Genomic DNA, 13,557 nt, shown 5'->3' on the forward strand with positions numbered 1-13,557 from the left:
GATGAAATAAGTCGATTAAAAGCACTACAAAAAGAAGTAGGGGCTTTACAGCAAGAGCTAACCCGTATTTCTGAAACTACAAAGTTCGGTGCAACTAGCTTGCTTGATGGTAGCTTCGGCACTAAACAGTTTCAGGTAGGCGCTAACGCCAATGAAACAATTAATGTCACCCTAGGTAATATGGCGGCAAATGCTATCGGTGCCCATCAAATTCAAGGGGCCGGTACAGCCGCGCCGACTAATAGTCTTGGTGATGTTGAAGCATCACTGCTAGGTGCGAATATGGGTACTACCGCAGATACCTGGAATATCAATGGTACTAATGTTGCCTTTGCTAACAGTGATGGCGCATCAACTATCGCAAAAAACATTACCGATGCCTCTACCGGGGTTAATGCCGAGGCTGTGCTTTCTACCCGCATCCAAGGCTTGTCAGCTTCAGATGCTGGTACCTTTAATATCTATAAAGAAGGTGCAGTAGAAGATACCTTTGTCTTAGCCTCTTACGGCGGTGATATGGAGCGTCTTGCTGAAGACTTACAAGCCGCTGGTTATAACGCTGTATTTGACAAAGACCTCAATGCTGGTGCTGGCGGTATAGATGTTGTCGCAACAGATATAGATGGCTTTGAAGTAACAGCTGCTGCCGGTGGTACTATTCAGATGGGGCCTCCAGGTGGTCTATTGACTTCAGGAGTAGGTGCACTTTCTCACTCAGCAGAGTTACAGCTATCCTCATCGGCAAAAATTGGTATTTCAGGTAACACAGTAAATGAAATACTCGGGCAAGGTTTTGCTGGTGGTAATGTTGCCGCTAGCGGCGGGGCAAGTGCGTTGAACTCGGTTGAGGCTATAGATATTTCAGGCGTCACCGCGGAAAATTCTCAATCAGCGGTAGAGGTAATTGATGCGGCTTTAGCACAAATAGATTCAGCAAGGGCTGGTTTAGGTGCGGTGCAAAACCGTTTTACTCATACAATCAGTAACTTGGCAAACGTGCAAGAGAATGTTTCTTCATCACGGAGTCGTATTCAAGATACTGACTTTGCCAAAGAAACCGCAGAAATGACTAAAAATCAAATTCTTCAACAAGCGGGTACCAGTATTTTGGCGCAAGCAAACCAAATTCCGCAAGCGGCAATTAGTTTACTCGGTGGCTAAGAAAGGTAAAAAAAGTACTGGAATACAAGGCTAAGCAGTTAATGTTTAGCTTTTTTTATGTCCACAACCTTAAGTTTTCAACTTATGTTTAGCTAGATTTTTATATTTAAGTTACTGATAAATTAGTATTTGTATTTTATGTTCTTAGCTTGTCAAAGTGCACCGGGTAAAATGGCGGTGTATATTCTTTAATCTTTTTTACTAAAAAGATTAAAGTTAATTTCTCCGCTGCCGTTAAGGTGTTTAGAACGGAGCTGCTTTGATTGATATGTTGATAACCTTATCGGTTGATTAACGGCTCCTGGTTAATACAACTAACTAAACAATTACATTTTGTAATCAGGAGTTTACCATGGCTTTATCAGTAATCACGAATACCGCGTCACTTAACGCTCAACGTAACTTAAGTAAGTCAAGTGAAGGCTTACAAACTTCAATGCAACGTTTATCATCTGGTATGCGTATTAACAGTGCTAAAGACGATGCTGCTGGTATGCAAATCGCTAACCGTTTAACGTCTCAAGTAAATGGTTTAGGTGTAGCGCAACGAAATGCCAATGACGGTATTTCAATGGCGCAAACGGCTGAAGGCGCGATGCAGGAATCTTCAAACATCTTACAACGTATGCGTGATTTATCTCTACAATCGGCTAACGGTTCAAACTCTGCCGATGACCGTAAAGCGCTACAAAAAGAAGTTGGTGCTTTACAACAAGAATTAACCCGTATCGCTGAAACTACCAAGTTTGGTGCAACTAGCTTACTTGACGGTACCTTTGGTACTAAGCAGTTTCAAGTGGGTGCTAACGCCAATGAAACCATTAATGTTTCTTTAACCAATACGTCTGCCGATGCTATTGGTGCCTTTAGTGTTACTGGTCCTGGTACTGCAGCAGCGGCAGCCTCTTTAGGGGATGCAGAAGATACAGCGTTAGCAGCTAACCATGGTACTACGGCTGATACTTTAAGTTTAAATGGTACAGCAATTGCTATTGGTGCTGGTCAAGGTGCCGCTGATATAGCAACGACAATTAATGGTGCAGCAACGGGTGTAAACGCAGAAGCTATATTATCTACCACGCTTACTACTTTAGATTCTGCCTCAACGGGTGATTTAAATATCGGTACAGACACATACGATTTAGCTACTTACGGCGGTGATTCAGCGCGTTTAGCAGAAGATATGGTTGCTGATGGCTATGATGTAGTAGTTACCGATGCAGCTACTGGCGCATTATCAATTAAAGCTAGTGGTGTAAATGGTATTGAAATCGCAGGTACAATTGCTGGTACTGCTTCATTAGGTGGCGGTACAGCAGGTGCTGCTCACTCAGTTTCGTCAAGCTTAGAATTAAGTTCACCAGATAAAATTGGTATTTCAGGTGCAACGGTTAATGAAATCCTAGGTGGTGGTATGGCGGCAACAGGTGGTACGGCCGCATTAAATAGTGTTGAAGCTATAGATATATCAGGTAGTGATAGCACAGGTGCACAGTCAGCCTTACAAACTATTGATGCGGCATTAGCACAAATTGATAGTCAACGTGCTGATTTAGGTGCGGTACAAAACCGTTTTTCACATACTATTAGTAACTTAGCTAACGTATCTGAAAATGTATCAGCATCTCGTAGCCGAATTCAAGATACTGACTTCGCCTCAGAAACTGCAATAATGACTAAAAACCAAATCTTGCAACAGGCAGGTACGTCAATCTTGGCTCAGTCTAACCAGTTACCACAAGCTGCATTAAGCCTAATTGGTTAGTATACTTAAGGTTCAGGTTTAGGCCCAGGTTCGACCTAAAGTAAAAAGTAAAAAAGGAAGGAGCCAATACTCCTTCCTTTTTGTGTTTTGATAAACTGACCACGACAATTTATACTGATTAATAGCGTAACTGATTCATTGTAAAAGTACGTGGTGTAATTTAAACAAGGAGCATGCCATGAGTGTAGTCCAAAATGGTACTGACCTAGGGTTAACTAGCTTAGCGTCTGAATTTAAACGTGCTGGTGATGCTAGTGCAAATAGCAGTGCTATAACTAAGAGCGAGCAGCAAGATAAAGTTAATGTTGAACAAAAAGTTACTGAAGAGAACGAGGTTACTCAACCATTGACCACCAAACAGTTAGAGAAGGTGGCGCAACAATTGCAAGACTTTGTTGGGGACTTAAATCGTAGTTTAGAATTTTCTGTTGATAAAGACTCTGGCCGTGATGTCATTAAAGTTTTCGATAGAGAATCAGGTGACTTGTTAAAGCAGTTTCCATCTGAAGAAGTGCTAACATTAGTGTCTAAACTGTCCGACATGGTTGGCGGGTTTATTGATGCTAAAGTTTAGCTGAGTTTAGCTAAGCTTAACAAAGTAAAATTAAATTTAATGCAGTTTAGCTAGGTATATTATTTATATTAGCAGGATATAGGTTAAGGAGACTCTTATGGCAAGTATTTCATTTACAGGTATTGGCTCTGGCTTACAAGTAAGCGATATTGTTGAAGCTATTGTTAATGCTGAAAAGATTCCTTATGAGTCTCGCTTAGCTCGTCAACAAGGTGCATTCACCACAGATATTTCAGCCGTGGGTGCCTTAAAGTCTGCCCTTGAAGCCGTAACCGCTTCTTTTGAAGGCCTAGGTGACGTTGACCAATACCAACAACGCACCGCCACCGGTCGCGATGATTTTATCGGTCTCAGCTCAGATAAAGAAGCGGAAATTGGTAAATATTCAATTGAAGTTGAGGCGTTAGCCAGTGCTCATAAGTTGATGTCTGGTGCCATAACCGATACTGAAGCTGTCGGTGAAGGCACTTTAACCATAGAGTCGGGCAGTAACAACTTTAATGTCAGTGTTTCTGCCACAGCAACTTTAAGTGAAATACGTGATGCCATTAATGACAGTGGTGATAACAAATCAGTTTCAGCGACCATAATCACAGATGCCTCAGGGCAACATTTGGTGCTCAATAGTAAAGAAACTGGCGTCGCCAATGCCATTAAAGTGACGGTAGATGATATTAGTGATGGTAATAATGCCGACAACCTTGGTTTATCACGATTAGCATTTGATGCTACAAATAAACTCACCTCTGCTAATGGTTTTTCTTCCTCTGATACCGTGGGCTCAGGAACACTAACCTTTAATTCAGATGACAACGATTTTACTGTGACTATTGACGCTGCAGATACTTTGTCTGACATTATGGAGACAATTAATAGTAACAGTAATAACAACTCTGTAAGAGCAAGTATTGTTAATGACGGTACCAGTGACTATTTGGTTTTTAGTAGTATAGAGCCCGGTGCTGCACATGCAATTACTGTTACAGCTGCAGATGATGATACAAATAACGTAGACGGCTTAGGCATTTCTCAATTTACTACGACTAATATGATCGCCAGTGCTAATGTTGAAAACATGGCTGAAACTGGCACTGCGACAGATGCCAAAATTACTATTGATGGTACTATTACAGCAACCAGTAGTACCAATGAGTTTAAAGGTGTAATTGACGGTATTGATATAACGGCTAAGAAAATTCATGGTGTTGATGATGATATTAGTAAAATATCAATAACTGAAGATAATAAAAACGTGGCTAGTGGCATCAATACTTTCATCGAAAGCTTTAATGCTTTGGTTGATTTAAGTAATCAACTGGGTCAAGTGGGTGAAGGTGGTACTGGTGTCTTGGCGGGAGATTCCATGCTCCGTGGCGTAATGAGTAAAATTCGCGGCCAGTTTAATAAAGCATTTGATTCGGGTAATGGTAATACCTTAACCTTGTCTCAGCTTGGCGTTCGCACCGAACGTGATGGTAAATTAAGTTTTGAGCAAGAGACTCTAGATGATTTGATAGAGCAAGATCCAGATGCCGTGCAAACTTTTCTCTTAGGTGCCGACGGCGACAACGGTTTTGTTAATGATATGAGTACCTTTATTGGCTTTTATACCGATAAAGACGGTGTCATTCAACAACGAATTGATGGTAAAAATACCCAGATTGACAAACTAAGCAGTGATTTGGAAGCCTTTCAATTTAAAATGAACTCGCTAGAAGCAAGACTCTTTGCGCAATACAATGCTATGGATTTGATGGTCGCTCAAATGAACAACACTAGTTCGTATTTAATGGCACAGCTTGATAATATGCCGGGTGTGGTGAGAAAGAGTAAATAATTCTAACTAAGTTGGTTTTATTTGTTTTTAGTTGCAAGCCACTAGAACATAGAGTTTTGCATTAAAGCAAATTGGCAATCTTACTGTACAACTCACTGGCTTGGTGTGGGGTTAAATTACCTATTGAGCGAGCTCTGCCAATAGTTGAGCTTATTCTGATAACCTCATTGGCAATATCTTCAATTTTCCTTGATGCCTCAATGTGTATCTCTTTTTGTTGTTTCTCTAAGCCTAATCTAGAAATTTTTACCACATCAGTAGCGAAACTACCTAGCTCAGGCTTTAAAGGTGATTCTTTAGGAGGGGATGTACTTGTTTGAGACAGAGCACGTGCTATATCACTACCTGCAGTCAGTGGGTTAATAATAGACATAAGCACCTCAACACTATCTTCGCTGTCTAAATCTTAACCTAAGTATAGATTAATTTAATACTTCTGATAGAGCTTAGAGACTTTCTTGCTTTTCTTTAACTTTAAAATTTTCGCTGCAAGGGTTTGTTTATTGTGCTGTGATTTTGACGTTAATTGATTATCAAGTGATACCAGCTCATTGATAAGCGGTAGTTCTACACTTAATTGCTCTTGCGTATACGTGTTAAATAACTGGCTAATGAGAGCATGCCGCTCAGTTACTAATTTTGCCAGCTGTTGGTCACTATATTGCTCACTATCTTGGTCTGTGTCGTTAGTTGATGAAGCGACAGTTAAGGTTTGCTGACTGTTATCACGCTCAGTATTCTCGATTCGAGCATCAAGTTGCGCTATTAATAATTGCGATAGTTTATTGATCGTTTCAAGGCTAGCTTTTATGTTATTAGTCACTAAAAGCTCACTTTACCTTGCTCTGCGGGTGGAATTGCATCCCAACCTGATTTTATCGGAATAATGATCTGGGCAACTTCATTGAGTAATTCAATGTCATTATTGGTATTCGCTTCAAATAATTTTTCAGAACAAAAATTATATAATGCCGATAAATTACCTGAGATCTCACCGCCTTTTTCATGGTCTAAAGAGCCTTCTAACACCCCGACAATAGCAATAGCATTCGATATCTGCTCGCCTTTTTTCGCGTAGTCCTTTTGGCTGATAGCGCCCTTAGCCGTTGCTATATTATCCAGTAGTTTTTGAAATAGCATTGCCACAAGGCGATATGGGGAAGCCTCACCGGCATTGCTTACCGTTGTTTGTTGATATTTTTTTAATGATAAATGAGCCATTATTTACTCCAAAAAATAATAACACCTATTATGTGTTATATATTAAAAGCATACTTTTGTCACTTTAAGCAAGCGCTGCTTTGCCCGTCGATGACGGTGATAGTATTCTTATTATATTAGTCTTGTCTTAGTATTGTCTTCAAGGGTTAACTCATTGCCACTGCGGTATTCATTGCAGTATTGTTAACGACAACAGATAGCCCTTCATTTTGTGCTTTTTTAAATGCTTCAATTAACACTGCATGGTTTATGCCTTCAATATTTTCAATAAGGCCATTATCGGTAATTTCAATGTTATCCCAGCCTCTAGCAATAAGATATTGTTCAATATCTTGCAATTGGGTGGTTAATTCATCATGTTTTACAAACATATTAAAGCCGTGTCTATTACCTTTAACTTGTTCGCCACTTGTCAACATATATTCAGCACTGCCGTTTAATATTAGCATTATATTTTCCAATTATTTTATAGGTCTATAATCAGCCATTCATAAATTGTGCCATTTTTTTTTGACGCATAGATTAACATTTACAGCAGGACAATTTAAAGTGTAATTAAAAGGGCGGTTAGCGGGGATTCATCACAGCAGTATTACAGGCGTCTTGCTTGTTTTAAGTTAATTATTTTAAGTTAATAGTTTTAACATTAATTCCGGCATAGCATTAGCGTGGCTCATCATAGCAGTGGTCGCTTGTTGTTTAATTTGTTGTGATGTTAACCGTGCAGTTTCATAGGCAAAGTCAGTATCTTGAATTCTAGAGCGACTTGCCATAACATTTACTTGGATGTTATTTAGGTTACTCATGGTGTGCTCAAGTCTATTGATAAAAGCCCCAAGGTGTGAACGCTGATTATCGACAAATTGTAGTGCCGTATCTATCAGGGTGGTAGAGAACTGTGAATCAGCGACCAGATCAACAGCGTCTAAACCAAGATTATCACTGGAAAAACCGGCAACTTTTACATTTAAAGTTTGCTCGGCATCAGCACCTATTTGAAAAGACGTTGTTTTACCACTAATCGTTACTGCTGTGCTGTAGTCTTCTAGGGCGACTTCATTAAAGCTAGTTGGATCCCAGTTATTACCGGGACCAAAGTCAGCATTGGTAGTATCATCATCGCCATTGACAAAATAACTATCAAAATTCACCGTGGTTTTAGCACTAGTGGCACCAACAATGGTTTCTTCTCTACTTGGTCCGCCAGCAGCATCTAAACCGCCAAAGGCACCATTATCAGCATTTGCTGTATTGATATTGGCGGTAACAAAGTCTTCAAAGTTAGTGCCTGTCATTAAGGCCGTTTGCAAGGTGGTAATATCAGCAAAGGCACCTTGTGCAGCAAGCGCGCCATCAAAGCTATTGCCAGCGGCTAAACTGGCCATAATATCTTTAACACCGGTTTCACCTATTTGATCTTCTAAAAAACGCATAGCGATATAGCCACCAGAATATACGCCTGCTATTTGAATCCCCGTTGTTGGTGCCGCGCCAGGTATTGCGGTAAAAATGGCATTTGTTTGATTTCTTAAAGCGGTCAAACCAAAAGCGCCAATGTCGGCAGCTACTCTATCATCAGCACCACTAACAGCTTCAGCGGTGCCTTCAGAAAACCATATAGGTACTGAGGTTAGATCCATTTGATTAGCCATTACCGCATGAGTCATCTCATGCAATAAGGTGGATTTTAATTGTTTTACTTTATTGGCATCGAGTGTTGAAAAATCATCTAAATCTATGGTCATTACTAATTCAGTGCCAGTCGCGCCACCGAGAAAGGAAACCGATGCAAGCTTGCCACCGACGCCATCGACATTTTCAAGGTCGATTTTAAATTTTGCGCCATCTCCAGATAGACCTAAAACACTCTGAATGATATTTTCAGATTCTGCCAAAACACCACTTTGTAATACACCCAGAATATTTCTTTCGGCCTCATTGGCGCCACCTAGGCCAACTCTATCGGTTTGGTCAAAAACAGTATTACCACCAAAGGTGGTGGTTTTATTAATACGGTCAAGCTCTTGCTTTAACTGCTCGCTTTCTTTATTCAACGCTGCTTTATCATCGGGTGATAATACGCCATTACTGGCTTGTAGTGAAAGGTCGCGTAATCTAAAAAGAATGTTAGTCACTTCTTCCAATGCGCCTTCCGTGGTTTGCGCCAAAGATACACCATCATTGGCATTACGCTGAGCAACCGCCAAACCATTAACTTGTGAGGTAAGCTTATTTGATCTTTGTAAACCTGCGGCATCATCTGCGGCTGAATTAATGCGCATACCAGATGACAAGCGAGCGAAAGACACAGATAATTTATTAGAATTATCTGTGAGCTGGCGCTGTAGAAACAAGCTTGTTGTGTTGGTATTGATACTAATCACGCAAATATCATCTTCATAGTGTGGCAATAGTTGTTTATCGGCAGCCGTAATTATTCCTTGAGTAGATGTTGCACCATTTTTTATGTTTTTACTTATCCTTGACGACAAATAAATGACTACTAGGCGTCAACTTTTTGTTGCTTAAATTTAATTTACGGCTAAAATTGCCACTGTCGCTATAAAACGACATTAAAAATAATACGTTAGCATTAGCAGTGAAGAATCAGTTATGAATGAAACAGCAACATTAATTGGCCACAAACAAATTTTAGTGGTAGATAATGACGCAGGAAGAAGTCAGCAGCTTACTACCATACTCGCCTTTGTCGGTGAGCACTATATCCATTGCTCACAAGAGCAAGCAGGTAAAATGCTGTCAGACACTAGTCATATTCTTACGGTAATATTAACCGGCAATGTCAGTATCGATTGCGTTAGCTTAATTAAAGCCAATCCCAGTGTGCCTTTTATTTTGCATGATGTCTTAGATGCCAATGAGCTAGCGAGCAGTGTTAATGTTATCGGTACGCTTTTTGCCCCACTTAACTATGCTCAACTAACCGAGCTTATTCATCATTGCCATCAATACCATAATAAACTACCGCGCAAGGCGATGAAATTAGGCAGCAGTGCCTTGTTTCGCTCACTTATTGGTAGCAGTGAGATGATGGCTCAGGTACGTTTTTTAATTGAACAAGTTGCGAAAACCCCCGCTAGTGTTTTAGTGCTCGGTGAATCAGGCACAGGTAAAGAGGTGGTTGCGCGTAATATCCATAATTTATCTGAACGCGCAAAAGCGCCTTTTGTCCCTCTTAACTGCGGTGCCATTCCCGCAGAGCTGCTAGAAAGTGAATTGTTTGGTCATGAGAAGGGCGCTTTTACTGGCGCGATTTCTACCCGTAAAGGGCGTTTTGAATTAGCTGAAGGCGGCACACTCTTTTTAGATGAAATTGGTGATATGCCACAACCTATGCAGGTAAAATTGCTCAGGGTATTACAAGAGCGTACTTTTGAACGTGTCGGCGGTAGCAAAAGCATCAAAGCCAATGTCCGTATTATTGCGGCTACTCATCAAGATCTTGAAGAAATGATCAAAGCCGGCAGTTTTAGAGAAGACTTGTTTTATCGTTTGAATGTCTTCCCTATAGAAACACCGGCATTGCGTGAGCGCAAAGAAGATATCCCGTTGCTATTAAAAGAGCTACTGACACGTTTTGAACACGAACAAGGGAAAACACTGCGTTTTACCGAAAAAGCCATCGAGTCACTAATGGAACATCCATGGGCTGGTAACGTACGTGAACTATCCAATTTAATTGAGCGTATGCTGATTATGTACGGTGAGCAAATTGTCGATGTAGCAGAGCTGCCCTTTAAATATCAACATATTGATGTACAAGTTTATAATCCTGAATACCCTGAAGAGTTACAAGAGCAAGATGTCATCAATGCGCTTTTCTCGGGCTTTGATTATGACGATGATGATGAAGACCTTAGTGATGAACCTCAAGTAGAGACACATGTGGCCAATGAAGCGCAAAACTCTGTAGATGCTGCCTTGTTACCGACCGACGGTTTAAACTTAAAAGAGCACCTAGCGGATTTAGAGGTATCTTTAATCAAACAGTCATTAATTAAACATGACTTTGTCGTTGCCCGAGCGGCTGAAACCCTTGGCATGCGCAGAACTACCTTAGTTGAAAAAATGCGTAAATATGATTTACAAAAGCCAAGTGAATAATTTGACTTAGTATTTAGTATAAGGTCAATAGATTGACAGTATTGTTTAGTTTTTCTTGTTAGTTCTACTTTTATCTATTTGAAATATAAAGGTAAAATAGTGGCATACTAAATGCTTTGTAAGTATTAGATAGTTTTTCTGAGTACTTATGTATGGCACAAGTTATGGCACAAGCAATACCTGCAGCATCCCCCCCTATGATAGAGTCAAGCGCCATTGCTGCGCTTAACTCTGTTAATGGTGCCGAGGCTACTAAATCGTCTTTGCTGGAGCAAGAAAAGTTCCCCGGAGAATTAGCTGCTTTGCGAGTACAAGTAATACAGAGTAAAAAGCATAGCTTCTCACCACGTACTCTGGTTAACACTAACCATACACCAAAATTAAGCACAGAAAAGCAGGGTCCTAGTGATATTTTATTAGCCGATCAGCTGATAGAATTAATGCCAACAGGCCTAGTTATGCTTGATGGTAATGGGATTGTGGTAAAGATAAACCAGGTAGCTAGAGATTTACTTGATGAGCCAATACTAGGTCAACCTTGGTTTAATGTTATAGCCCGTTCATTTAATCCACGTGAAGGTGATTGGCATGAAATTTCTCTGAAAGATGGTCGCCGGGTTAAATTAGAAATCACCAGTTTAGGTGCTCAGCCTGGACAGTTAATCATGATCACCGACCTCACCGAAACCCGTTTATTACAAGATAAAATAGCGCAAATGCAGCGTCTTTCCTCATTAGGGAAAATGGTTTCCACCCTGGCTCATCAAATTCGAACGCCTTTATCTGCTGCGATTTTGTATGGTGAAAACTTAACTAGCAATAAATTACCAGAAACAGCACGGGTTAACTTTCAAGAGAAATTAAACGCCCGTTTGCATGATTTAGAGCAGCAAGTTAATGATATGCTGCTTTTTTCTAAAAGTGGTAAGGAGCAAGTTGTTGCGCCTATCGCCGTTAATGCCTTGATTGATGATGCGGTTACTTCTATGGACGCGCTAATAAGTAAAGCTGGCGCAGAAGTCAAAGTACAGGTCTCTGAAAACGAGCTTTATATCTTAGGTAATAAAAATGCCTTAACAGGCGCTATTCAAAACTTATTGCACAACGCCTTAAATGCCACGAGCGCTTTACCAGCGACCAGAGGTACTAAAATCATTGCTCCCATGATAAATATTCAAGTGTATAGCCAAAGTAACCATCTTTATTTAAGTGTTAAGGACAATGGGCCTGGCATTGACGCTAAATTTAGCGATAAAATTTTTCAGCCTTTTTATACCTCAAGCAGTAAAGGCACAGGTCTTGGTTTAGCTGTGGTCAAATCCGTGATAAACGCTCATCAAGGTGAGGTGAATTTACTTAACCAGGCCGATACAGGTGCACATTTTGTTATTAAATTACCGCTACTCGAGCAGGGTAGCGTGATGAACGATAGTCCAGTGGGAGAGTGCTAATGACTGAACATAAAATTCTTGTGGTTGAAGATGATGCCGGTTTACGTGAAGCCTTAGTTGATACCTTGTCATTAGCGGGTTATCGCTGTATAGAGGCTGACTCCGGTGAAGCGGCATTATTACAGTTGAAAAACCAGCAAGTTGATATTGTTGTCAGTGATGTGCAAATGGGTGGTATGTCGGGTTTATCGTTACTTAGAAGCATTAAAAATCACCAGGTAAACTTACCGGTGTTATTGATGACAGCATATGGCACTATTGATGATGCGGTACAAGCTATGCGAGATGGTGCTTGTAACTATATTGCTAAGCCTTTTGCTCCGCAAGTGTTACTCAATATGGTTAGCCAATATATCCCGCCGAAAAAGGTTAATAAAAATGAGCCTATAGTTGCCGATAAACGCTCATTAGAACTACTCATTTTAGCTAAGAAAGTCGCCAGTACAGATGCTTCTGTGATGATCCTTGGACCCAGTGGCTCAGGTAAAGAAGTATTAGCGCAATATGTACATAACCACTCTAAACGAAGTGAGCAAGCTTTTATTGCTATCAACTGCGCGGCAATTCCTGAAAACATGCTGGAAGCTACCTTATTTGGTTATGAAAAAGGCGCTTTTACTGGTGCTATCCAAGCCTGTCCAGGAAAGTTTGAACAAGCTCAGGGCGGCACTATTTTGCTTGATGAAATCACCGAAATGGACTTAGGGTTACAAGCCAAAATTTTACGGGTATTACAAGAACGTGAAGTCGAGCGTTTAGGTGGCAGAAAAATCATTAGCCTCGATGTCCGTGTTATAGCGACCAGTAATAGAGACTTAAAAGCTGCGGTAAGTGATGGGAGCTTTCGAGAAGATCTATATTATCGCCTTAACGTTTTCCCACTTACATGGTTATCTTTAGCGCAGAGAGTTGATGATATATTTGTCTTAGCTGAACACTTAGTTTCCCGTCATTGTCAAAAAAATGGCGAGTGTATCCCCGAGTTTTCGAGTGCTGCCCGGAGTAAACTTAACGCTTACCATTGGCCTGGTAATGTTCGTGAATTAGATAATGTTATCCAAAGAGCACTTATCTTACATACGGACCAGCTGATTGATGCGAGCGACTTAATGATTGAAAACTTTGATACTGCATTGGTGATAGAGTCGGAGCAAATCACTCACAAGGAAGATAAGCTAGGCAGTGAATTGAAGTTGCAAGAGCATCAAATCATTCTTGATACCTTACAAGCTTGCCATGGTAGTCGCAAAGCGGTTGCCGAGCGCTTAGGTATTAGCCCACGTACCTTACGTTATAAAATTGCAAAAATGCGCGACTCAGGTATAGAAATCCCAGCATAGTCTTTTCACTTTTCCCTGCTTAGTTATCACTAACGGATAGTGACAACTACGCAGAAAAATACCGCTAACAAAATCAAAAGCCA

12 protein-coding genes are annotated in these 13,557 nt (G+C 40.6%); 7 read left to right on the forward strand and 5 right to left on the reverse strand.

Going from position 1 to position 13,557, the window contains the following annotated elements:
- The 4 genes from HRT50_RS03550 to fliD all read left to right on the forward strand — a co-directional run.
- Window positions 1-1,161, forward strand: a 1,161-nt coding sequence (locus tag HRT50_RS03550; RefSeq protein WP_291611398.1) for a flagellin, incomplete at its 5' end; no start/stop codon positions are given.
- 352 nt (window positions 1,162-1,513) lie between these two features.
- Complete coding sequence (locus HRT50_RS03555) at window positions 1,514-2,926, forward strand: flagellin (RefSeq protein WP_291611400.1); 1,413 nt, start codon at window positions 1,514-1,516, stop codon at window positions 2,924-2,926.
- A gap of 178 nt (window positions 2,927-3,104) precedes the next feature.
- The gene (locus HRT50_RS03560; RefSeq protein WP_291611402.1) at window positions 3,105-3,500 is read left to right on the forward strand and encodes a flagellar protein FlaG; all 396 of its coding nucleotides are present in this window, start codon (window positions 3,105-3,107) and stop codon (window positions 3,498-3,500) included.
- A gap of 97 nt (window positions 3,501-3,597) precedes the next feature.
- Window positions 3,598-5,337 (forward strand): flagellar filament capping protein FliD, encoded by a 1,740-nt coding sequence (gene fliD, locus HRT50_RS03565; RefSeq protein ID WP_291611404.1) that lies wholly within the window; start codon window positions 3,598-3,600, stop codon window positions 5,335-5,337.
- Window positions 5,338-5,398: 61 nt separating this feature from the next.
- Here the strand turns inward: fliD and HRT50_RS03570 are convergent, their stop codons facing one another.
- The 5 genes from HRT50_RS03570 to HRT50_RS03590 form a co-directional block, all read right to left on the reverse strand.
- Window positions 5,399-5,710 (reverse strand): hypothetical protein, encoded by a 312-nt coding sequence (locus HRT50_RS03570; RefSeq protein WP_291611406.1) that lies wholly within the window; start codon window positions 5,708-5,710, stop codon window positions 5,399-5,401.
- Window positions 5,711-5,764: 54 nt separating this feature from the next.
- Complete coding sequence (locus HRT50_RS03575) at window positions 5,765-6,160, reverse strand: hypothetical protein (protein ID WP_291611408.1); 396 nt, start codon at window positions 6,158-6,160, stop codon at window positions 5,765-5,767.
- Window positions 6,160-6,558: a flagellar export chaperone FliS gene (gene fliS, locus HRT50_RS03580; RefSeq protein WP_291611410.1), complete on the reverse strand. Its 399-nt coding sequence runs from the start codon at window positions 6,556-6,558 to the stop codon at window positions 6,160-6,162. Before fliS ends, HRT50_RS03575 begins: the two co-directional genes overlap by 1 nt.
- A gap of 146 nt (window positions 6,559-6,704) precedes the next feature.
- Window positions 6,705-7,007, reverse strand: coding sequence for a hypothetical protein (locus tag HRT50_RS03585; protein WP_291611411.1), 303 nt, complete (start codon window positions 7,005-7,007; stop codon window positions 6,705-6,707).
- A 177-nt stretch (window positions 7,008-7,184) separates the two neighbouring features.
- Window positions 7,185-9,050, reverse strand: coding sequence for a flagellinolysin (locus HRT50_RS03590; protein WP_367238760.1), 1,866 nt, complete (start codon window positions 9,048-9,050; stop codon window positions 7,185-7,187).
- A 121-nt stretch (window positions 9,051-9,171) separates the two neighbouring features.
- Between HRT50_RS03590 and HRT50_RS03595 the strand changes: the two genes are divergently transcribed.
- The 3 genes from HRT50_RS03595 (at window position 9,172) to HRT50_RS03605 (ending at window position 13,474) form a co-directional block, all read left to right on the forward strand.
- On the forward strand, window positions 9,172-10,683 hold the full coding sequence (locus HRT50_RS03595; RefSeq protein ID WP_291611413.1) for a sigma-54-dependent Fis family transcriptional regulator: 1,512 nt from the start codon (window positions 9,172-9,174) through the stop codon (window positions 10,681-10,683).
- Window positions 10,684-10,847: 164 nt separating this feature from the next.
- Window positions 10,848-12,134 (forward strand): PAS domain-containing sensor histidine kinase, encoded by a 1,287-nt coding sequence (locus HRT50_RS03600; RefSeq protein WP_291611415.1) that lies wholly within the window; start codon window positions 10,848-10,850, stop codon window positions 12,132-12,134.
- The gene (locus tag HRT50_RS03605; protein WP_291611417.1) at window positions 12,134-13,474 is read left to right on the forward strand and encodes a sigma-54 dependent transcriptional regulator; all 1,341 of its coding nucleotides are present in this window, start codon (window positions 12,134-12,136) and stop codon (window positions 13,472-13,474) included. The genes HRT50_RS03600 and HRT50_RS03605 overlap by 1 nt, the downstream gene beginning before the upstream one ends.
- Window positions 13,475-13,557 lie beyond the last annotated feature (83 nt).

It is taken from the genome of Colwellia sp. (assembly GCF_013215345.1).
GTDB lineage: Bacteria > Pseudomonadota > Gammaproteobacteria > Enterobacterales > Alteromonadaceae > Colwellia.

Bases quoted from the DNA above. Each gene is read 5' to 3' on its own strand.
- HRT50_RS03555 (WP_291611400.1), top strand. From the start codon at position 1,514: ATGGCTTTATCAGTAATCACGAATACCGCGTCACTTAACGCTCAACGT.
- HRT50_RS03560 (WP_291611402.1), top strand. From the start codon at position 3,105: ATGAGTGTAGTCCAAAATGGTACTGACCTAGGGTTAACTAGCTTAGCG.
- fliD (WP_291611404.1), top strand. From the start codon at position 3,598: ATGGCAAGTATTTCATTTACAGGTATTGGCTCTGGCTTACAAGTAAGC.
- HRT50_RS03570 (WP_291611406.1), bottom strand. From the start codon at position 5,710: ATGTCTATTATTAACCCACTGACTGCAGGTAGTGATATAGCACGTGCT.
- fliS (WP_291611410.1), bottom strand. From the start codon at position 6,558: ATGGCTCATTTATCATTAAAAAAATATCAACAAACAACGGTAAGCAAT.
- HRT50_RS03585 (WP_291611411.1), bottom strand. From the start codon at position 7,007: ATGCTAATATTAAACGGCAGTGCTGAATATATGTTGACAAGTGGCGAA.
- HRT50_RS03595 (WP_291611413.1), top strand. From the start codon at position 9,172: ATGAATGAAACAGCAACATTAATTGGCCACAAACAAATTTTAGTGGTA.
- HRT50_RS03600 (WP_291611415.1), top strand. From the start codon at position 10,848: ATGGCACAAGCAATACCTGCAGCATCCCCCCCTATGATAGAGTCAAGC.
- HRT50_RS03605 (WP_291611417.1), top strand. From the start codon at position 12,134: ATGACTGAACATAAAATTCTTGTGGTTGAAGATGATGCCGGTTTACGT.